This is a genomic window from Flavobacterium sp. B114r (assembly GCF_056824125.1).
In genome coordinates, this window is record NZ_CP124858.1 from 2,812,565 (window position 1) to 2,834,538 (window position 21,974).

The 21,974-nt window shown below is 34.1% G+C and carries 20 protein-coding genes; 16 read left to right on the forward strand and 4 right to left on the reverse strand.

The features are described 5' to 3' along the window. Positions 1–84 precede the first annotated feature (84 nt). Positions 85–591 (forward strand): hypothetical protein, encoded by a 507-nt coding sequence (locus tag QLQ94_RS12075; protein WP_482499893.1) that lies wholly within the window; start codon positions 85–87, stop codon positions 589–591. A gap of 75 nt (positions 592–666) precedes the next feature. On the opposite strand, the gene QLQ94_RS12080 is transcribed toward QLQ94_RS12075, so the two are convergent. Further along, entirely contained in the window at positions 667–1,635 is a 969-nt protein-coding gene (locus tag QLQ94_RS12080) for a TerC family protein (RefSeq protein ID WP_482499895.1), read from the reverse strand. A 558-nt stretch (positions 1,636–2,193) separates the two neighbouring features. After that, a complete protein-coding gene (locus QLQ94_RS12085; protein WP_271337061.1) occupies positions 2,194–3,210 on the reverse strand; it encodes a glutamine synthetase beta-grasp domain-containing protein in 1,017 nt (338 codons plus the stop codon). Between the two features lie 425 nt (positions 3,211–3,635). On the opposite strand from QLQ94_RS12085, the gene QLQ94_RS12090 reads away from it, so the two are divergent. The 12 genes from QLQ94_RS12090 to QLQ94_RS12145 all read left to right on the forward strand — a co-directional run bounded on the left by QLQ94_RS12090 (position 3,636) and on the right by QLQ94_RS12145 (position 15,531). Then, positions 3,636–5,825, forward strand: a complete 2,190-nt coding sequence (locus QLQ94_RS12090) for a glutamine synthetase III family protein (protein ID WP_271337062.1) — start codon at positions 3,636–3,638, stop codon at positions 5,823–5,825. 396 nt (positions 5,826–6,221) lie between these two features. Further along, complete coding sequence (locus QLQ94_RS12095) at positions 6,222–7,073, forward strand: hypothetical protein (RefSeq protein ID WP_482499896.1); 852 nt, start codon at positions 6,222–6,224, stop codon at positions 7,071–7,073. A 70-nt stretch (positions 7,074–7,143) separates the two neighbouring features. Continuing rightward, positions 7,144–7,665 (forward strand): hypothetical protein, encoded by a 522-nt coding sequence (locus tag QLQ94_RS12100; protein WP_271337064.1) that lies wholly within the window; start codon positions 7,144–7,146, stop codon positions 7,663–7,665. Positions 7,666–7,673: 8 nt separating this feature from the next. Beyond that, positions 7,674–8,078, forward strand: coding sequence for a curli-like amyloid fiber formation chaperone CsgH (gene csgH, locus QLQ94_RS12105; protein WP_271337065.1), 405 nt, complete (start codon positions 7,674–7,676; stop codon positions 8,076–8,078). Between the two features lie 23 nt (positions 8,079–8,101). After that, positions 8,102–8,404 (forward strand): CsgE family curli-type amyloid fiber assembly protein, encoded by a 303-nt coding sequence (locus QLQ94_RS12110; RefSeq protein ID WP_271337066.1) that lies wholly within the window; start codon positions 8,102–8,104, stop codon positions 8,402–8,404. A 15-nt stretch (positions 8,405–8,419) separates the two neighbouring features. Beyond that, entirely contained in the window at positions 8,420–8,824 is a 405-nt protein-coding gene (locus tag QLQ94_RS12115; RefSeq protein ID WP_271337067.1) for a curli production assembly/transport component CsgF, read from the forward strand. A 1-nt stretch (position 8,825) separates the two neighbouring features. Continuing rightward, positions 8,826–10,187, forward strand: a complete 1,362-nt coding sequence (locus QLQ94_RS12120; RefSeq protein ID WP_271337068.1) for a CsgG/HfaB family protein — start codon at positions 8,826–8,828, stop codon at positions 10,185–10,187. 61 nt (positions 10,188–10,248) lie between these two features. Beyond that, positions 10,249–11,733 carry a carboxypeptidase regulatory-like domain-containing protein gene (locus tag QLQ94_RS12125; protein ID WP_271337069.1) on the forward strand — a complete coding sequence of 495 codons (1,485 nt, stop codon included), beginning with the start codon at positions 10,249–10,251 and terminating at the stop codon, positions 11,731–11,733. A 165-nt stretch (positions 11,734–11,898) separates the two neighbouring features. Further along, the gene (locus QLQ94_RS12130) at positions 11,899–13,077 is read left to right on the forward strand and encodes an AIR synthase related protein (protein ID WP_271337070.1); all 1,179 of its coding nucleotides are present in this window, start codon (positions 11,899–11,901) and stop codon (positions 13,075–13,077) included. A gap of 363 nt (positions 13,078–13,440) precedes the next feature. Further along, on the forward strand, positions 13,441–13,797 hold the full coding sequence (locus QLQ94_RS12135; protein WP_271337071.1) for a hypothetical protein: 357 nt from the start codon (positions 13,441–13,443) through the stop codon (positions 13,795–13,797). Positions 13,798–13,825: 28 nt separating this feature from the next. Beyond that, positions 13,826–14,359 (forward strand): hypothetical protein, encoded by a 534-nt coding sequence (locus QLQ94_RS12140; protein WP_427403003.1) that lies wholly within the window; start codon positions 13,826–13,828, stop codon positions 14,357–14,359. A 569-nt stretch (positions 14,360–14,928) separates the two neighbouring features. After that, on the forward strand, positions 14,929–15,531 hold the full coding sequence (locus tag QLQ94_RS12145) for a GNAT family N-acetyltransferase (protein ID WP_427403004.1): 603 nt from the start codon (positions 14,929–14,931) through the stop codon (positions 15,529–15,531). Between the two features lie 166 nt (positions 15,532–15,697). On the opposite strand, the gene QLQ94_RS12150 is transcribed toward QLQ94_RS12145, so the two are convergent. Beyond that, positions 15,698–16,321, reverse strand: a complete 624-nt coding sequence (locus QLQ94_RS12150) for a M949_RS01915 family surface polysaccharide biosynthesis protein (protein ID WP_482499897.1) — start codon at positions 16,319–16,321, stop codon at positions 15,698–15,700. A 178-nt stretch (positions 16,322–16,499) separates the two neighbouring features. On the opposite strand from QLQ94_RS12150, the gene QLQ94_RS12155 reads away from it, so the two are divergent. From QLQ94_RS12155 to QLQ94_RS12165, 3 genes are all read left to right on the forward strand, one after another. Continuing rightward, positions 16,500–18,827 (forward strand): GH92 family glycosyl hydrolase, encoded by a 2,328-nt coding sequence (locus QLQ94_RS12155; RefSeq protein WP_427403005.1) that lies wholly within the window; start codon positions 16,500–16,502, stop codon positions 18,825–18,827. A 111-nt stretch (positions 18,828–18,938) separates the two neighbouring features. Further along, positions 18,939–19,298 carry a hypothetical protein gene (locus QLQ94_RS12160; protein WP_271337076.1) on the forward strand — a complete coding sequence of 120 codons (360 nt, stop codon included), beginning with the start codon at positions 18,939–18,941 and terminating at the stop codon, positions 19,296–19,298. A 111-nt stretch (positions 19,299–19,409) separates the two neighbouring features. Further along, on the forward strand, positions 19,410–19,853 hold the full coding sequence (locus QLQ94_RS12165; RefSeq protein ID WP_271337077.1) for a hypothetical protein: 444 nt from the start codon (positions 19,410–19,412) through the stop codon (positions 19,851–19,853). Positions 19,854–20,036: 183 nt separating this feature from the next. Here QLQ94_RS12165 and QLQ94_RS12170 read toward each other — a convergent pair whose 3' ends face one another. Then, the gene (locus QLQ94_RS12170; RefSeq protein WP_482499899.1) at positions 20,037–21,896 is read right to left on the reverse strand and encodes a M61 family metallopeptidase; all 1,860 of its coding nucleotides are present in this window, start codon (positions 21,894–21,896) and stop codon (positions 20,037–20,039) included. Positions 21,897–21,974: the final 78 nt, after the last annotated feature.

Below are 21,974 nucleotides of genomic sequence, written 5' to 3' on the forward strand. Positions count from 1 at the left end.
TAGTAAAATTCTTTTTTTGGTTTGATTTTTGGAATATCTTTATATATATAATTTATTCTAAAAACAATAAATACCACAAATACCATGAAAAAAATACTTACACTTTTTGCAGTCGTTGGACTGTTTGCATTTTCGGGATGTTCAAATAATGATGATAATGATACGATTCCTCAAGCATTTGAAATAAAAAACAAAAACTTTAGTTTTAACGCTGAGGATGGCTATAATATTTATGGAACTTTTCAAAGTTGGGTGGGGGGAGATTTATTTGCTGATGAAACTATTTTAATATATAGATTAAAAGGTACTTTGGATGCACAAACTCCAATATGGCAATTAATTCCAGCAACTCTTTATTTGAATAATACTGATGAGGTTACTTATGATTATGATTTCAGTAAAGAAGATTTTAAAATTTATGTTGGCGCTAATTATAATATGGCTTCTACGTCTGAATTTGTTAATAATCAAACTTTTAGAATTGTCATAGTTCCTTCTGTTTTGGCTTCTACACTAAATAAAAATAATTATTTAGATGTAATGAAAACTTTAAAATTGAATGAAAGTGAAATTAAGAAAGTTAATTTCTAAGCCTAGAATAAAGTATAATATAAAAAGGAAATCATTACGATTTCCTTTTTTTTATGAATATATCTTTCGAAAAGTTTACTCCTCTAATTTTGGAGCTTCTTCTCCGTTTTTCCCATATTTCAAAGAAACCAAAATCCCCACTAGAAGCGAAAGAGCAATAAAACCTAATGAAACCCATTCCGGTACCTGGATAAAATCGTGGAGAATCATTTTTAATCCCACAAAAGCTAAAATAGCAACTAGACTGTATTCTAAGAAACTGAATCTTGCCAGCATATTGGCTAAGAAAAAGTACATAGAACGTAACCCCAGAATTGCAAAGATATTAGAACTGAATACCAAAAAAGGATCAGATGTAATTGCTAAAATTGCAGGAACACTATCTACGGCAAAAAGAACGTCCATAACCTCGATAACAATCAAGGCAACAAATAAAGGTGTTGCGGTTCTTCTCGCAGTTTTTGTACTAATAAAAAACTTTTCACCATCCATTTCAGCAGTGATCGGAATAATTTTTCCAAGTGTTTTGTATACAAAAGAATCTTTGGGCTGAAAGTCATCATCATCGCCGGAGAATAACATTTTTAAGGCAGTAAAAATCAAAAATGCACCAAACAAATAAGTCGTCCAGGCAAATTTATGGATCAGCATTACACCAAAGAAAATCATTAATCCACGAAAGACAACTGCGCCTAAAATTCCCCAGAATAAAACACGGTGCTGGTATTTTTGAGGTATTTTGAAAGACGCAAAAATAATCGCAATTACAAAAATATTATCGACACTTAAGGACAGTTCAATCAAATAACCTGTAATGAACTTCATCGAAGCTACGGCTGGTTTTAGATTATCCGGATTCTCAATATAATCTGTAGTATAAAGCCAATAAATGACTCCGGAAAACAGGAAGGATAATGTTACCCAAATAAGAGTCCACTTACTTGCTTCTTTAGTACTGATAATATGTGGGTTTTTATTAAAAACACCCAAGTCTAAAGCAAGAATCAAAACAACACCCAATAAAAACAAAGTCCAGACTATCATAATGCTTATTTTAAATGATTTACAAAGATAGTTTTTGAAGTTTAACGTTAAAAATTAATTATCGAAAAGTTGACTTTTTAATTGATATAGTTTGTTACATTGAGCGAAGTCGAAATGCTTGCGATGACTGATTTTGTTCAGGCACTATAAAGGTTCTCGACTCCGCTCGAACTGACAATCGGGATTTGATTGTTTTTTTTGCTTCCGAGAACGTTCTGTCCCATTGAGCGAAGTCGAAATGCTTGCAATGACTGGTTTTGTTCAGACACTATAAAGGTTCTCGACTCCGCTCGAACTGACAATCGGGATTTGATTGTTTTTTTTGCTTCCGAGAACGTTTGTCCCATTGAGCGAAGTAGAAATGCTCGCTACGATCGACTTTATTGAAAACAATAAAAGTTCTGGATCCCGCCCGAACTGAAAATTGGCTTTCTAGGTTTGTTTTGTAAACCAGACAGGTTTTTAAAACCTGTCTGGTTTGAACCTGATACCTGATTAAACAAAAAAAAAGTGCCATCAATTAAGAGGACACTTTTAAGATATAATATAAGCTTTAAATTATAGCGCTGATTTTACAGTTTTGATAATTCTTGCAGCAATTTTGTATGGATCACCGTTTGAAGCTGGTCTTCTGTCTTCAAGGTATCCTTTCCATCCTTTTTGAACTGTGTATAAAGGAATTCTGATTGAAGCTCCTCTATCAGATACTCCATAAGAGAAATCGTGAATAGAAGCAGTTTCATGTTTACCAGTTAAACGTTGGTCGTTGTAAGCTCCGTAAACTTCAATGTGTTCTTTAACAACAGGACGGAAAGCTTCACATATTTTTTCGTAAGTTTCTTTAGAACCACATGTTCTTAATATCTCATTAGAGAAGTTAGCGTGCATTCCAGAACCATTCCAGTCAGTATCTCCAAGTGGTTTTGGGTGGTATTCGATATAGTAACCATATTTTTCAGTCAAACGATCTAATAAGTAACGGGCAACCCAAATTTCGTCTCCGGCTTTTTTAGCACCTTTAGCGAATAATTGAAATTCCCATTGTCCGCAGGCAACCTCTTGGTTAATTCCTTCAAAGTTAAGACCAGCAGCAATACATAGGTCAGCATGTTCTTCTACTAATTTTCTTCCGTGAGTGTTTTTTCCACCTACAGAGCAGTAGTACATACCTTGTGGAGCGGGATATCCTCCAACAGGGAAACCTAATGGCAATAAAGTTTTAGTATCCATGATGAAATACTCTTGTTCGAAACCAAACCAAAAATCATCATTATCATCATCAATTGTAGCTCTACCGTTAGAAGGGTGTGGTCTTCCGTCAGCAAACATAACTTCTGACATTACCAAGTATCCGTTTATGCGAGTTGGATCAGGATAAATAGCAACAGGAACTAATAGACAGTCTGAAGATCCTCCTTCAGCTTGTTTTGTAGATGAACCATCAAATGACCAATTTCCAAGTTCTTCTAATGTTCCTTTGAAATTTTCATGCTCTTCAACTTTAGTTTTACTTCTAAGATTTTGAGTTGGTTCATATCCATCTAACCAAATGTACTCTAACTTAATTTTAGCCATAATAATATAAATTAATTTTTTTGTTTTTTTCGTTGGGTCAAATATAGATTTATTTTTTTAGCCGTAAAAATTAGGGGGCTGTTTTGTTTAGTGGACTATTATTTTTTAGATAAGCGCAATTTTGAGAGGGGTATATTTTTAAAAAAGCAATTTTTAACACCTTTAAAAAATAAATTCGTAAAAATTACTCTTCTTTGCCGGGATTTAGGGTTAAGGAATTATGAAAAAATGTTTATTTAATGAAGAATACTAAGCTATTTTGTTATATTTCTTAAAATCAAATTCATTATTCTTTGTGAAAAGCTTCTAACGTTGAAAAATCATCGAAGAAAATTCTGAAATTTATCTTTTAAACAGGGTTTTTATTTGTTTATATTTGTTCTTCTTTTTTACTAAAAACTATTATAAATTTTAAACTTAAATACATGTCAACATTACGTTTCCAAGCTTTACAAGAAGCTTCTACAAGAAAGCCAGTACATTTTGAAGAAATAGACAGAAAATCTAACATTTTTGGTTCAAATGTATTTAATGAAAAAGCGATGAAGCAGTTTTTGACTTCTGATGCTTTAAAAGGAGTTAGAGATGCAATTCAGCATGGAACTAAAATAGACAGAAAACTGGCAGATTATATTGCCATGGGAATGAAAGAATGGGCATTATCTAAGGGTGTTACACATTATACACACTGGTTTCAGCCTCTTACAGGAACAACCGCAGAAAAACACGATGCTTTTTTCGAAGTTTCATATGACGGGAGTGATCCTGTAGAAAAATTTGGCGGAGCACAACTCGTACAACAAGAACCGGATGCTTCAAGTTTCCCGAATGGCGGAATCAGAAATACATTCGAGGCCAGGGGTTATACAGCATGGGACCCAACTTCTCCTGCATTTATTTACGGAACAACTTTATGTATTCCAACCGTTTTTATTGCTTACACGGGTGAGGCTTTAGACAATAAGATTCCGTTATTAAGAGCGCTTTCTGCAATAGATGAAGCTGCTACAGAAGTATGTAAGTATTTCGATAAAAATGTAAAAAAAGTAACGGCAACTTTAGGTTGGGAACAAGAATATTTCCTGATTGATAAAGCACTGGCAAATTCTCGTCCTGACCTGATGATGACCGGAAGGACTTTATTAGGACATACCTCTGCAAAAGGACAACAATTAGACGACCATTATTTTGGATCAATCCCAACTCGTGCCTTAACGTATATGAGAGATCTCGAACAGGAATGTATGTTGTTAGGAATTCCGGTAAAAACGCGTCATAATGAGGTGGCACCCAATCAATTTGAGCTGGCACCAATTTTTGAAGAAACGAATCTTGCCGTAGATCACAACTCTTTATTGATGGATGTGATGCAGAAAGTGGCAGAACGTCATGATTTTAAAGTATTATTTCATGAGAAACCTTTTAAAGGAGTAAACGGTTCAGGAAAACACAATAACTGGTCGTTGGCAACAGATACAGGAGTTAATTTATTGAGTCCGAGTAAAACGCCAATGAGTAATTTGCAATTTCTTACTTTCTTTATTAATACCATAAAAGCAGTTAATGATTACGAAACTTTATTAAGAGCTTCTATTGCAACAGCAAGTAATGATCACAGGTTAGGAGCAAATGAGGCACCGCCGGCAATTATTTCTGTTTTTATTGGAGCACAACTAACCAAAGTTTTATCTGAGTTAGAAAGCGTTACAACTGGAAAATTATCTCCAGAAGAAAAAACAGATTTAAAACTGAATGTTGTTGGGAAAATTCCGGACGTATTATTAGACAATACAGACAGAAACAGAACATCGCCTTTTGCCTTTACAGGAAATAAATGGGAGTTTAGAGCTGTGGGTTCAAACGCCAACTGTTCAAACGCGATGACAACTCTTAATGCAATTGTAGCAAAACAATTAAAAGACTTTAAAATGGAAGTAGATTCTTTAATCGACTCGAAAGACATGAAAAAAGATGATGCTATCTTTAATGTATTAAGAGAGTATATCAAACAATCTAAAAAAATACTTTTTGAAGGTGACGGATATAGCGAAGCTTGGGAGAAAGAAGCAGCAAAAAGAGGTTTAAGTAATTTTAAAACGACTCCGGAAGCTATAAAAGCCAAAGTTTCTAAACAGGCATTGGATTTGTTCTCTGAATTAGGAATTCTAAACCATGTTGAAGCCGAAGCGCGTTACGAAATAGAATTAGAAGAGTATACTAAGAAAATTCAGATCGAAGGAAGAGTTTTGGGAGATATCGCAAGAAACCATGTTATCCCAACAGCAATTCGTTACCAAAATACATTAATCGAAAACGTAAAAGGATTAAAAGAGATTTTTGGTAAAGAGTTTGAAACGATTGCAAAAGAGCAAATTGTTTTAATAAAAGAAATTTCTGGTCATATTGAAGGAATCAATTCTAAAGTATTGGCCATGACAGATGAGAGAAGAACGGCAAACCATTTAACCGATGCACAAAAAATGGCAGAGGCTTATTGCAATAAAGTGAAGCCTTATTTTGAAGATATTCGCAACCATTGTGACAAATTAGAGCTATTAGTTGACGACGAAAGTTGGACATTAACTAAGTACAGAGAGCTATTGTTTACAAAATAAATAATAATTTAACAGTTCTACCAAGCCCATCGAATTAAGGTGGGCTTTTTTTTGCTTTAATGTTAAAATAAAGCACGATCAATATGTTTTTTAACAGATCTAATGGGGTAATTGTAAATAAATTGCAATAATAAAGTAATTTCCTACTTATGTTTTTGCAGATGTTAGTAGTTCGTCGAGATAGTTTTACAGTTCATCGAAAAGTGGTTATGATATTGTAAAATAGGTATTTATACTTGATTTGATTTTGGATAAGTTTTCTAATTTTGGTCATGAAGAAAGAAAATAAAGGGTTGTAATTTTATTTTCGAATGAAAATTTTTGATGCGATGATTTCCCCAAATCACACTGACCTACATAATAAGTTGTATTAATAACCAATTAAATATATCTATTATGAAAAAAGTAATTTTAAGCGTCTCAGCGATGCTATTTGTAGGGGCAGCGGCTTTTGCACAGGGAAACACATCATCAGTAAATCAAGTGGGTAACACTGACACTGGTATTGTAAATCAACACGGAACAACAAATGGTTCTACTGTTGATCAATTAGGAGATAATAACAAATCAGAAGTTTATCAGGGAATTCAGCCAGGGCTTTATACAGCTGTAAGCAATTTAGCTGATGTAAAACAAAAAGGAGATCACAATGGTGCATTTATTTCTCAGAGTAATCATGATAACAAAGCGTATCAAACTCAAACAGGAGATTGGAACAAAGCTACAGTTTGGCAAGATCAAATAGCTGAAGCTTCTCATCCTTCTGCACTTGGAGGGCATGATACTGCAACTCAAACTCAAACAGGAAATAATAACACTGCTACCGTTGACCAGGGTACAACAGGAAATGAGAAACCAACAGGGCTTCCTTTCAATGCTACTCAGTTAGGGCATGTTGCAGGAGTGCTTGTTCCGTTTGGACCTCATAGCGAGAACTCAGCAACTCAAATTCAAAACGGAGATAACAATGTAGCTTATGCAAGTCAGGGAGGGGTTAAAAATGTTTCTTTACAAACTCAAACTTCTCCAAGCGGTACAACTGCAGCTGATAAAAACACTTCGAACCATTATCAATATGGAGATGAAAATAATGCAACATCAACTCAAAACGGTACTAAGTTAACTGAAGATATATTACAAATAGGTAATAAAAATATTGCAACTATTTTACAAACAGGAGCTTCTCACAGCAGTATTGCATTTTCAAAAGGAAATACAAATACAATAACTGTTACTCAAAGTAACTAATACTGTAAAAAAACAAATGAGATAGTTGCAGAACGTAACTATCTCATTTTTTAATTTTAAATAAATAAAGATGAAGGCTTTCATTTTAAATAGTATAATTCTGTTACTTTTTTTGCCAGTGCTCAATGCGCAGGAAAAAGAGGATGATTCAGATTTTAAAAACTATAGTTCGGCTGTTTTTAATTCAAAACAAGTCGCATTTAGTGTCGTTTCCTCAATGGATAAAAAAGCTCAAAATGATTTAAATCAAAAAATCCAATCCGGTATTAACATACAGCAAATAGGAGATTTAAATACAGTGACAGCATTTTTAAAATCAAAAGAAACCAAAGTTGCTGTCAATCAAATTGGAGATAGTAATCAATTACTTTTAGATAAAAATGCTAAAACAATCACGCAAAATGTAGTGCAAAGAGGAGATAATAACAAAATTTCAGATTTTACATTGTATACCAATTATAATGTAAATATGGAAATGATCCAAAAAGGAGACAATCAAAACATTCAAAATATCGGAACCAATTCAATGTCTAAGAATATGAAAATTACCCAGACAGGAAATGGAGCTTCGATAATTCTTATCAATAAATAAATTTAAACATGCGTTTTCTATACCGACATATTATTTTCTTATTTCTGTTTTTTACTGCCATACTATATGGTCAGGTTCCCCAGGACAAAATAAAAGCAAAACTGGAAATAGAGAAAATCGAAGGCAATGTAAAAATTACAGGTACTGCTGAAAATCTTACAGATGTAATCAGAAGTGCTGCCTATAAAATGTCTGTTATAAAAAACAATAGTAAAAGTAATAATCAGTCTAATAATGACCAAGTTGGTGTTTTTACCTTACAGCCCAATGAACGACAAAAGCTATCAACCTCACAAATCAATCTTTCAGAAGATGATGAGGTAATCGTTTTATTATTGTTTTATGATGAAGACAAGCAAATAATAGCAAAAGATCGTGTAGTTCTGGGTGAGGAAAAAAAAAAGCCGATGTAATAGTTCTTCCTGTTGACGGATTTGTGTTAAGAGGAATTGTTACGGATGACACCAAAACAAAAATTGGTAAAGATTTTTATGATCGGTATTATTACAGGTACAATGATATTGGAATAAATGCTGAAAAGATAGTAACAATAGGTGAAGAATATAGTTTTGCAAGAAATACAGCCATAACAATAACCATCGATAATGAGGTTATTTATGAGTTTTTAGCCAGACCGGATGACGAATTTTTAGACGCCGTTGCAGAGGAATCTGTAAATGCCACCTTTACTTATTTTAAAGAAAAAGAAAAACAGCGAAAATATTTCACTCAGTATTAATTTATTATTAGCGTCATGAAATTTATTATAACCCTCGTAGTATCGCTACTACTTTCTCCGTTTATAAACGCGCAGGCTTTAGTTTATAAACCGGTAAATCCGGCTTTTGGAGGCGATACATTCAATTATCAATGGCTCTTGAGCAGCGCAGAAGCTCAAAATAAGCAGAAAGATAAAACTGCCGTAACCACACCACAAACTGATTTAGAACGATTTAAAGCAAATTTAAATGCCCAGTTATTAAGTCAGATTTCCAGTTCTCTCTACAAACAACAATTTGGTACTGATGGTATTAAGGAAGGTTCCTATACTTTTGGAAGCTATTCTGTAGATGTTTACCCATCTGCAGACGGACTCACACTAAATATTTTAGATACCAATACAGGAGAACAAACCCAAGTCATCATCCCAAATAAATAATATGAGATTACATCACTACTTACTTATTCTATTCGGATTTCTTTTTTCGGGTTGCGGTGCCTATTTTAATCAGCCAACCGGAGTCGAAAAAGCAATTTTAGGAGAAGGAACTCCTGCTACTTCATTGCTAAAAGATTTGCCAAAACCAAAAGAACCCGTTGTCGTTGGTGTCTATAAATTCAGAGACCAGACAGGACAATATAAACCTCAGGAAAACGGAAGCAGTTTTAGTACTGCCGTAACTCAGGGCGCAACATCAATATTAATAAAAGCGCTTGAAGATTCGAAATGGTTTGTGCCTATTGAGCGCGAAAATATTGGTAATCTATTACAGGAACGAAATCTGATTCGGGCAACACGTCAGGAATATGTAAAAAACGCCAATCCTAACGAACCCCAGTTAACACCTTTATTATATGCCGGAGTTTTATTAGAGGGTGGAATCGTTTCGTATGATTCTAATATTATCACCGGAGGTTTTGGGGCCAGATATTTTGGAGCCGGGGCTTCTGTAAAATACCGTCAGGATCGTGTTACGGTTTATTTAAGAATGATCTCAACATCGAACGGAAAAATTTTAAAATCAGTCTATATCTCCAAAACCATTTTGTCTCAGGCAATTGATGAAAGTTTATTCAGATATGTAAATTTTAAAAGATTGCTAGAAGTTGAAACAGGATATACTACAAACGAACCTGTGCATATGGCAGTAACAGAAGCAATCGAAAAAGCTGTTGAATCTCTTGTTTTAGAAGGAATAAAAGATAATATCTGGCAGGCAGATGCACCAAAATGGGAAGTTGATAATTTGCTGAAAGCTTATGCTGAAGAAACTAAAACTGCCGATGTTACATCACTTTACGGACGAGAATTAGAAAACAGAAGAAGTAAATTTGCTATCGAAATTTCAGGTGGGGCAACATTGATGGACGGAGATTATCAGGATCCGCTTTTAAGACCTTTTGGGCGGGGAGCTTTAAAATTCTTTATAACGCCCGGTTTTAATATCAGTGCATCTACAAATGTGGTCAATCTCGCCAATAAAAATTTACTCGACGTTGGTTATATCACCTATGATCTTAATCTCGAATGGCTTTTACTCCCTAAAGATCGTTTTACACCTTATTTGTATGGCGGAGGAGGATATGCCACAAATAGAAAATTTGAAAATGGATATAGTAAAATTCAATACGGTTTAGGTCTTGAATATCTGGCCTCAGATAAAATAGGAGTAAAGTTATTTGCAGAGCAAAATATTAATTTTAGTGATAACGTCGATTATATAAAGGCAGGAACACGAGATGATTACTATTATAAATTTGGGATAGGACTTACTTATTATTTCGCAAAAAAGAAAAAATAAAAGTCTCAAGACTAAATTTTAAGATATAACTAAAGATTTTAAATTTAAAAACAAATTAATAATGAAGTATTTATACAAAATAGCAAGCGTACTTTTTTTATTGTTTTTGGTTTCATGTAGCGAAGAGAAAATAGGAGAACTGGGATATGGTACCGTTAGCGGAAGAGTCGTTAATGCAGATACCTTTGAACCTATGGAAAATGTAAAAATACTCTCGAGCCCAACTACAAGTACAGTTTTTACAGATGCTGAAGGGAAATTTACGGTTTCCAACGTAAAAGTGGGAGAATACTCCTTTCAGGCTCAAAAAGATGGTTTTGTGGCAAAATTTGAAGCCACAACCGTTACAGCAAACAATACTTCAGAAATTGTTTTTGAACTTAAAAAAGCTACAGCTAACAACAAACCACCAACAGTTCCCGTATTGGTAAGTCCAATTGATAATAGTACAGCCCAGGCAGTATCATTAGATCTAACATGGACAGCTACAGATCCGGATAAAGATGAATTAACTTTTAAAGTTACTCTTAGAAATGATAGTAACAGCGATATAAAAGTTTATGATGCCATAAAAGGACCAAAATTAACCCTGACAGATTTAATTTATGGTACAAAATACTATTGGCAGATTGAAGTTACTGATGGAGTAAATACTCCTGTTTTAAGCGTTGTAAGTTCGTTTACTACCCTTGCTTTTCCGGCAACCAGATATTTGTTTGTCAAAAATATAAACGATAACAATGTCATTTTTACTGCTGATGATGCCGGTAAACAATATCAATTAACAAGTGCTGCTAAAAACTATTGGCGCCCACGAAGAAACAATCAGGCAAAGAAAATTGCCTTTATAGGAACAAATGGTTCTCAAAATGATATCTATACAATGAATTTTGACGGAACCGAAGTTAAGAAAATAACAAATTCTGTTCCTGTTGCGGGTTTTAATTCAGATTATATAGGCTATTCCTGGAATGCTTCAGGAAGTGAAATTATCTATCCTAACTTCGACAAATTGTACAAAATTAATAATGACGGAAGTGGTTTGACTAAAGTATTCCAAACACCTAATGGTAAATTTATATCCGAATGTGATTGGAGTGCCGATGGATCAAAAATTGCTTTAAAAGTAAATGATGCCAATGGTTATAATGCTGAAATTTATATCATAAATCCATCAGGAGTTGTAACAGCTACAATTTTGTCAGGACAAACAGGAGCGGTTGGCGGATTAAATTTTTCAGTTACCGGACAAAAGTTAGTTTATACCAGAGATGTAGCAGGCTTCGAAAACTTAAACTATCGTCAGCTGGATTCTAAAATTTTCGAATATAGTTTTGGATCCGGAGTTTTAACTCAAATCCTGACAGAAAAAACTTTAGGAACAAATGATCTGGATGTTCGCTATTCTCCAAACGAATCAGAATTAATTTTTACTAATACATCAAATGATGGTCTTTCGACAAAAAGCATCGTAAAAACGACGATAGGAGTTGTCAATTCCAGAACAGTCTTGTTCTCTGGAGCGGCAATGCCAGATTGGGAATAATTTATAGTAACCAAAATTTTAAACCGGTTTTACTTAAGAAATTCGGCAGCGTTATCTAACCTGCCGAATTTTTTTATGAATCAAAATATTCAATTTTAAATAGTATAGTCCAAAGAATTAAAAAAAGGGATTATCTTTGCACCACATCAACACAAACTAAGTTTCATGAGTTCAGATTCTAGCAAAAGGTACGCACAAAGAGGTGTTTCGGCATCAAAAGAAGACGTACACAACGCCATAAAAAATATCGATAAAGGTTTATTTCCTCAAGCATTTTGCAAAATCGTTCCGGATTACCTTACCCAGGACGAGGAATATTGCTTAATCATGCACGCTGACGGAGCGGGTACAAAATCGTCTCTGGCGTATATGTACTGGAAAGAAACAGGCGATATTTCGGTTTGGAAAGGAATTGCTCAGGATGCTTTAATCATGAACATCGACGATTTATTATGTGTTGGCGCAACAGATAATATCTTACTTTCATCAACAATAGGAAGAAACAAAAACTTAATTCCTGCCGAAGTTATCTCGGCAATCATCAACGGAACAGAAGAATTAATCAACGAATTAAAATCTTTTGGAGTAACCATTCATTCAACTGGCGGAGAAACTGCTGATGTTGGGGATGTTGTTCGTACCATTATCGTAGATTCTACCGTAACGGCCCGTATGAAACGCAGCGATGTTGTAGACAATGCAAATATCAAAGCTGGCGATGTAATTGTTGGTTTGACATCTTTTGGTCAGGCAACTTACGAAAAAGGCTATAATGGCGGAATGGGAAGTAACGGATTAACATCTGCCCGTCACGACGTTTTTGGAAAATATTTAGCAAAAAAATACCCTGAAAGTTTCGATGCCCTTGTTCCGGAAGAATTAATATATTCAGGTCAGGTAAACTTAACTGATGAGGTAGAAAATAGCCCAATAAACGCAGGTCAGTTGGTACTTTCTCCAACAAGAACCTACGCGCCAATTATCAAGAAAATTTTAGACACTTATACGCCAAACGAAATTCACGGAATGGTGCATTGCAGTGGAGGAGCACAAACTAAAATTTTGCATTTCGTACAAAATTTACATATTATAAAAGACAATTTATTTCCGGTTCCGCCATTGTTCAAATTAATCCAGGAACAATCAAAAACAGATTGGAAAGAAATGTATCAGGTTTTCAATTGCGGTCACCGTATGGAAATCTATGTTCCTGAAAACATTGCACAAGACATTATTGCGATTTCAAAATCGTTCAATGTCGATGCACAAATCGTAGGTAGAGTAGAAGCAGCAGATGCTAAAAAACTTACTATTACCAGCGAATACGGAACATTCGTATATTAATATTTTAAAGGTTCTAAGGTTCTGAGTTGCTAAGATTCTAAGTTATAAAGATTCTGATCTCTATTAAAACAAAAATTAGAATTTAATCATCATCTAAGGTGTAGAGGCGCACAGCAGTGCGTCTCCCTCAAAGTTGATAGAAAACTATGCGAATTCAAATGCCGAATGTCAGGCTGAGCGAAGTCGAAGCCCTCGAAATCCATTTTCAGTCTTCAATTTAGTTAAGATTAAGAATGATTACGTTATAAAAATAATAACCATTAGCTTTTTTAGGAGCTAATCCCGCTATCCGTTACAATCTTTCGTGCCGAACCCCGGCACAAAAGGATTTTCACTACTATCGGGGCTAAAAAACACCAGGCTATGTACGAATTACTTTTTTGGAGATATTTAGAAGAGGTTTACCTAAACCATCAGGAAGTTTATGAAGCTCTTGTAGAAAAAGAACACGTTGAAGGTCTTGAAACGCTTCCGGTTGAGGTGATCATGAACAGAATCGCTTCGGTATTCTCTAAATGGGAAAAAGTCGATGAAAACAGCTGGCAAAATACTTCAGGAAAAGGCGCTTTTCAGGTAATCACAACACCTCAAAGTGTCAAAATCGACTGTTACGGAACCGAAGGCAAAACCATGAATAAATTGGTAGAGGTGATGGAAGAATTCAAATGTCCGTTATATGATCCGCAAGTTCCCGAGCGTTATGATGAAATGAGTGAATAAGTAATCTTGATATTATACTATTTGTAAATTGATAAAAAAAACACTCGTATTTATAACTTCTATTTTCCTGAGTATTATCATTGCAATGTTTTATGGTGCAATTCACAATCAATTTACATATTCTGTTTCTAATGAGTTTTTTACAGAAGTATTGTTTGAAAGATTTGGCTTTGTTCAATATGGTCAGGACACTCCGCGATTAACAGCTTCAATAATTGGTGCCTGGTCAACTTGGTGGATGGGATTAATCTCAGGTCTTGTATTTACCATTATAAGCTTATTTTATTCAAATATCAGGCAAATGATAAAAAGCATAAAACAGGCAACTTTAGTTATCTTAGGGACATCAATTACATTTGGTTTGATAGGATTATGTTATGGGTTTCTTGGTTTTTCAAGATTATATTCGACTTGCTGTTTTCCACTTCAAATTCATAATGTAAAAAGTTTTATTGCAGTTTCTGAGATGCATAGTTTTAGTTATTTAGGAGGCGCAGTGGGATTATTTCTGGGAATCCTTTGGCAAATTAAAGGCATTAAGGATAATAAACGATTTCATTAATTTGATGTATAACTTTACGAATCTTTGAGTATTTTTTTTGATATTAGTGAAATAGTTATAATACATAACATAAATATTTTATAGATTAGTAAGTGTAGTCCCTACGGGACAATTTTACGGATCCTCCTTTTGTTTTCTACCAATATATAACTCCTATCGGAGTAAGTATTTTGTTAAAGAAAATATCAGGTAATTAAATTTAAATTAGATCCACGAATATGTCAATAAAAGTAAACATATTGTAGAAATTAGATGTCGCTAAATCTAGATCAACGAAATATACCAAACAAAATAATTATATCTTAGAGATTAGATATTGGGAGATGTAAATCAACGAAATATGACAATCAAAGTAAAATATATCGTAGACATTAGATGTTGTGGAGATGTAGATCAACGAAATATACCAAGCAAAATAATTATCTCGTAGAGATTAAATATTGGTAGAAACATATTTTACGAATTCCTCATTTGTCCCGTAGGGACAACATTAGTAAACCAGAAAACACTAACATTAAAGTTTTTTTTAATCTTTAAAATCAATTTTATCTGTCGCAAAAAATAAAAAAATGAATATAAATTTCAATTTCTCAGACAATATAATCCTGGAAGACGAACAAGTTTTATTACGTCCATTACAAGAATCCGATGTCTATAATCTATTAGAAATTTCGATCAATGAACCCGAAACCTGGAAATATTCATTAGTTGGAGCAGACGGAAAAGAAAATCTGATCAAATACATTCAATCGGCAATAAAAAACCGAGAAGATAAAAGAGAATTTCCGTTTATTGTCTTCGATAAAAAAACTCAAAAATACGCGGGTTCAACGCGATTTTACGATATGAATCTGGAGTTCAAAACCCTTCAGTTAGGATTTACCTGGTATGGTTCAGCTTTTAGAGGAACCGGACTCAACAAACATTGCAAATATTTATTACTTCAATTTGCTTTCGAAACACTTGGAATGGAACGCGTAGAATTTCGTGCTGATAACGCTAACGAACGAAGTATTGCCGCCATGAAAAGTATTGGCTGTAAAGTCGAAGGCGTTCTAAGAAATCATATGCCAACAATAAATAAAGAAATACGCCGTGATTCGATCGTTTTAAGTATTCTTAGAAACGAGTGGTTCGATGAGGTAAAAGAAAACCTAAAACAAAAACTCTAACAAAGAACCGCAGCTTCGATCCATATTATAGGGCTGGACTTTAGTCCAGTTTAGATATAAATAATAAATAATGATTTGGCCATTCCCATTCCCATTTCCATTCCCATTCCCATTCCCATTTTGGAATTTGGAATTTGGAATTAAAAAAATTGAAATTTAATCTTTGCTATCCATCCTGCAAAATAAGACCTTGTTCTTTTCTTATTTTTACAACTAAATTATCAATGTGGGTTTTTATTTTTTGAGGTAATAAATTCCAGTCTTTATCTTTTTTGAAATTTCTGCAGTAATCCAGGTCACATTCTACAGCCCGTATTACATATTTTTTGTTTTTATAGACAGTAATAATTTTAACGCGTCTTATTCCTCCATACTCCGTTTTTGTTCCGTACACAATTACAGGATCTATGTAGCCATCGCCATCAAGATCTTTTGTGTTGCAATATTTTGTCCAGAACCAAATCGTAGTTTCTTTTGGATCAGTGGGTTCAAGCAGATCGTTGATTCTCCATTTTTCAAGAAAACCCCCATGATCAGCCATGACACATATTGCCTGAATTTTAGTGTTTAAAGTGTCATTTTGAGTAATATTCTTTTTGTTTTCACACAAAAGCAATTCATACACACCACTTTTATCATCTAATTCAAATGCTTTATAAATCGGGAAATCAGAAAGTTGATTGAGCTCCTTTTGATTGATTTCTTGTTTTGTCAATCTGTAACTGTCTGTTTTTTGCGAAAAACCAAATGTAGTATAAGAAAGCATTAGAAATAAAATGTAATTTTTCATATATAAATGATGTTTTTGAATAGTTCAAAGATATTTAAAAGCATTTTAGTCTGGAACAATTTATATTTTTTAAAAAGCATATTTTATTGTAATTTTCTATCCTGAAATTATTGGTAAATCGTTTTAGTAAATATCTGATACAGCTTTTAGGCAAAAAACAATGATTAAAAAATATCTTATGAATAGAATAAATTGCAAAAGTTTTCTTTTTGGATTGTCATTTTTGATGTTTGGTTATGGTGCAAATGCACAGAAAAAAACAATCGGGAAACGCAATCTGATTCAGTACGTTGATCCCATGATTGGCACGGCAAAAATGGGGCACACTTACCCTGGAGCAACGGTTCCGTTTGGGAGTGTGCAGTTAAGTCCGGAAACCGATACGATTGCTTACAGTTTAAACGGAAAATACAATGGCGATGTCTATAAATTTTGTGCGGGATATCAATACGAAGACAAAACGATTGTGGGATTTAGTCACACCCATTTTAGCGGAACAGGACATTCTGATTTAGGAGATTTTTTGATTATGCCCACAACCGGAAAACTGCAATTGAATCCGGGAGTAGCTTCAAAACCATTATCGGGTTATCGATCTGCGTTTTCACATACAACCGAAAAAGCAGAGCCTGCATATTACAGCGTCTTTCTTGAAGATCATAAAATTAAGGCTGAACTTACGGCAACAACGCGAGTTGGAATGCATCAATATACGTTTCCAAAGTCAGATGAAGCGCATATTATTCTCGATTTGACCTCCGGAATTTACAATTACGATAAAAAGAATGTCTGGACATTTGTTCGCGTTGAGAACGATACTCTGATTACAGGATATCGCCAGACTAATGGTTGGGCGAGAACCAGAACAGTTTATTTTGCCATGTCTTTTAGTAAGCCAATTAAAAGCTACGGACAAGCGCCTCTTGAAAAAAGTGTCTACAAAGGTTTTTGGGGAAGGTTTGATCAAACCAAAAACTTTCCAGAAATGGCAGGTCAGAACCTGAAATTGTTTTTTGATTTTAATACTGAAGAAGGAGAGAAAATCAAAATAAAAATGGCTTTATCTCCTGTAAGTTCTGCCGGAGCATTGGAGAATATGAAAAAGGAAGTTCCGGGTTGGGATTTTGAAAAGGTAAAAAAACAAAGTCAGGAAGTTTGGAATAACGAATTGAATAAAATTCAGATTGAAACTATTCAGAAAGAAGATTTAGTCAATTTCTATACATCAATGTATCATGCCTTTTTGGGTCCAACAGAATACATGGATTTAGACGGAAACTATAAAGGTCTGGATATGAACGTTCATAAGGCGGAGAACTTTAAAAATTATACGAGTTATTCTTTGTGGGATACTTATAGAGCTTTACATCCTTTATTTAATTTGGTTCAGCCCGCCCGAAACTCAGATATGATCAGTTCGATGTTGGCGCATTCAGATCAAAGTGTGCACAAAATGCTGCCAATCTGGTCGCATTATGCCAATGAGAATTGGTGCATGATTGGTTATCATTCTGTTTCAGTAATTGCTGATGCGATTGTAAAAGGGAATGGAAATTTTGACAGAGAAAAAGCACTTCAGGCTTGTGTTAATACGGCTAAAGTGCCTTATTATGACGGGTTAGAGTATTATATGAAAATGGGGTATGTTCCGGAAGATAAAAACGGATCTTCGGTTTCTAAAACCTTAGAATATGCTTATGATGATTGGGCGATTGCTCAGGCAGCAAAAAAGTTAGGGAAAACCGATGTTTATAACGAATTCATCGAAAGATCTAAAAATTATAAGAACGTTTACGATTCTAAAACTGGTTTTATGCGTCCTAAATTAAATGACGGAACTTTCAAAAAAGAGTTTGATCCATTAGACACGCACGGACAAGGTTTTATCGAAGGAAATTCATGGAATTATAGTTTGTATGTTCCGCAGGATCCTACCGAAATGATCAAAATGATGGGAGGAAATGATAAGTTTAACGTAAGATTAGATTCTTTGTTCAGTATGCATTTGCCGGATAAATATTTTGAAAACACAGAAGATATTACAAGAGAAGGAATCATTGGGAACTATGTTCACGGAAATGAGCCTTCGCATCATGTAGTTTATTTATACAATTGGACAAATTCGCCCTGGAAAGCACAAGACAAAATCAGAATGATCCTGAAAAAAATGTACCGAAATGGTGCTGACGGTTTAGGCGGAAATGACGATTTTGGGCAAATGAGTGCCTGGTATATTTTTAGCAGTTTAGGATTTTACCCAGTTGCGCCGGGTTCTGATGAATATGCATTGGGAAGTCCGTTGGTAAAGAAAGCTGTTTTTAATTTAGATAACGGAAAAACTTATGAAGTTGAAACCGTAAATCAATCGGATAAAAATGTGTTTGTGAGTAAAGTACTTTTGAACGGAAAACAATTAGACAAACCTTTCTTAAAACATGCAGATGTTATTAATGGTGGGAAAATTACGTTTTATATGAGTGCCAAACCGAATAAGAAGAATTATTAAAATTAAAGTTTGCCCACGGATTTATCGGGCTAAACGGATTTATACTGATTTCATTTTAGTGTCACCCTGTTCATTCGGCCATTTAGAATTATTAGCAAGTTAAATTTTGATATGAAAAAGAACATAATAATTGAAAATGTAGGTGTTTGTATGGATGGTGGGACTCTTATATTAGAAATAAAAAAGAATCAATCAACCTTTTATGAAGTTCAATTTGTACAAAAAGTTATTTTTTCAAGTCGGGCTTTGAGGGAGCAATTACCAGGCAGTCTGGTTTTGAATGAAAAGGAGGTTGAAATAAGATCAGAATTGGAAAAAGAAATACTTTCAGAGATTAAATCTGCTGAATTTGGAACAAAGATATCTGAAAAAGAAAGAGGTTCTTTAAAACAAATAATTTCAGAGCACATAGATTTTGTTGAATCTGAAGATTATATAAAAGTTGCTAAAAAAGTTGGACGAATAAAATAACAATATAATTCGTAATTAAGTTTTTTAGTTTTAGAATAATTGATAAAAAGTAAACAATATGGTTTAGTTTGCAAAAACTTCCCGAAATTTGCACTTTAAATAAAAGTAAATATGAAAATAAATCTAAAATCAGGAATTGATAAATTGCTTTTCGGAATGAAGCAAAATGATGTAACGGCTGCTTTGGGAAAACCGGACAAAAATTATGTAGACGAAGATGACAATGTGATTTTTGTATACAATGCACACAAAATCAGATTGACATTTTATCAGGAAGAAGACTTGAAATTAGGTTATTTAGTAGCTTCAAGCAATGATCTTGAAGTTTTCGGGTTCAAGTTAATCGGAAGAAAAATTGCGGATGTAAAGAAAGATTTGGCAACAAAAGAAATTACAAAATACACTCAGGAAACTTTTGATACTTTCGAGAACTATTTCAATGAAGACAATTGGTTTATTCTTCAAACAGAATTCGACGAAGTGGTAAAGTTCGAAATCGGTGCGATTATCAACGGTAAAGACGAGTTTGACTGGAAGTTTCCGGTGAAGAAATAAGCATGATTTTGTCAGAGTGAGCGAAGGGAGAAATCACACGCGTAAATCGACAAAGATTGGCGAACTACTTTGCGGAATTTCTAGTGTGATTTCTCCCTTCGGTCGAAATGACAAATAGGACTTAAATAAACAAAAAAAACCGACAATCACTTGTCGGTTTTTTTATGTTCAGATGAAAAGAAATTATCCTTTTAACCATGCATTTTTAAGTTTCTCTTTTGAAGCATCAGTTGCTTTAAAAGTTTCTTTTTCTTCAAATGGTACTTTCACGGTTCCTTTTACAGTTTCTTCTTTACCATTACGTTTTATTTTAAGCGTAATCGGATCGTTTTCTTTCCAGTTTTCACTTTCAGAAATCAAGTCGTAAATGTTATCTAAGTTGTATGTTTTTCCGTTTACAGCAACGATTACATCGCCGGCTTTAAGCTTTAAGTTCGTAAAGAATACATTCAGGTCAACATCAGGACGTACGCTTATTATTTTAGTCGCCGGATCAACACCAATATAAGGAGTTTGTCCTTTGATGAAAATTGATGCCGGAACTTTTTCAGACGCTTTTGTAACGCCCACTTTTGCCAAATAAAAATCGTATGGAATTGGCGTTGTTCCTGCTACATATTTATTTAAGAATTCGCCAACTTCAGGATAAGTCAATTCTGTAATTTTAGCAAAAAGTTCATTGTCATTAAATGGTTTTTCAACACCATATTCGTTTGCTAATTTATGCATCAGGTCCAGAATACCTCGTTCGCCATTACTTTTTTCTCTGATGATAATGTCAATACACATCCCAATTAAAGCTCCTTTTTGATACACATTTAAGTATTGGTCTTTGTAAGGCTGTACCAATACGTTTGCACTCATTTTGGTAAATGACATGGTATCGTTTAACGTTTTTGCTTCTTCGATTTTGCCTGCAATACGGGTATAGAATTCGTTTTCATCAATTAAACCCTGATTGATTTGAAAAAGATTCGCAAAATATTCTGTTACACCTTCATACATCCATAAATGCTCAGACATTTTTGGTGCGTTATAATCAAAATACTGAATCTCTTTTGAGTGCACAGTAAGTGGAGTCACAATATGAAAAAACTCATGAGAAACGACATCTTTCATCGATTCTATCAGTTTTTCTTTTGGCATAGATTCCGGCAGAACAACTGTAGTTGCTGTAGGATGTTCAAGAGCTCCAAAACCGTGTGCATCATCTTTTGCCATACTTGACAAATACAATAAAACGGTATATTTTTTAGTTGCATTTACTTTGCCTAAAAAGTTTTTTTGCGCCGTCATTATGGTTTTCATTTCCGGGGTAATACTTTCAGCAGTAAATTTTCCGGTAGGAGAGTAAACAGCGATCAGGATATCCATCCCGTTTACGTTAAAAGTGGTGTAATCCGGTTTAGAATACATGATTGGGTTTTCGACCAGAACTGCATAACGAGGTGTCGTAAAAACGTCGCTTGTATTGCTGGCATCTTCATCTGTCATTGAAGTTGCTCCCCAAAGTGTTTCAGGGTGGGTAATGGTAACTTTGTACGGAATATCTAATTTATCCTGAAAGTAACCTACAAAACCGTGTGTATTGATCATGAAGTTAATTCCTGCATTAATGTTGGTTCCGGCTGGCGAAAAAATATCGTCATTACCAAATCCCGTTCCTTTTTCAGTATCAAAAGTATCATTTACTAAGTAAGTGATTTTTTTTAATTTTTTTGCATCAGAAATCGACCATGAATTATCATCGATTCTTTTTACTGTCAAAGGATTTTCTTTAGCATCAAAAGCTTTAAAATCTTCTGAATTTTTACCGTAGTTATCTGTAGAATAGGTGCCCGGAACTGTTTTAGGGATACTATAAATTATTTCGTCGGTTTTGATTTGTGGAGGCGTAACAGTTACCAAAACTTTATCGTCTTTTACATCGATAAGATTAATGGTAACATCTACAACATTGCTTTTTGCAGCGCCGGATGAACTTCCTGTTTTACAGCTCCAAAGTGTTACTGCAAGAACCAAGGTATAAAGTATTTTTTTCATTTGTTTGCGTTTAGTTATTTGTATTTGACTTGTAATGTCTGAAAAAGTTACATTGACATTAAAAATATAAAAAAAACT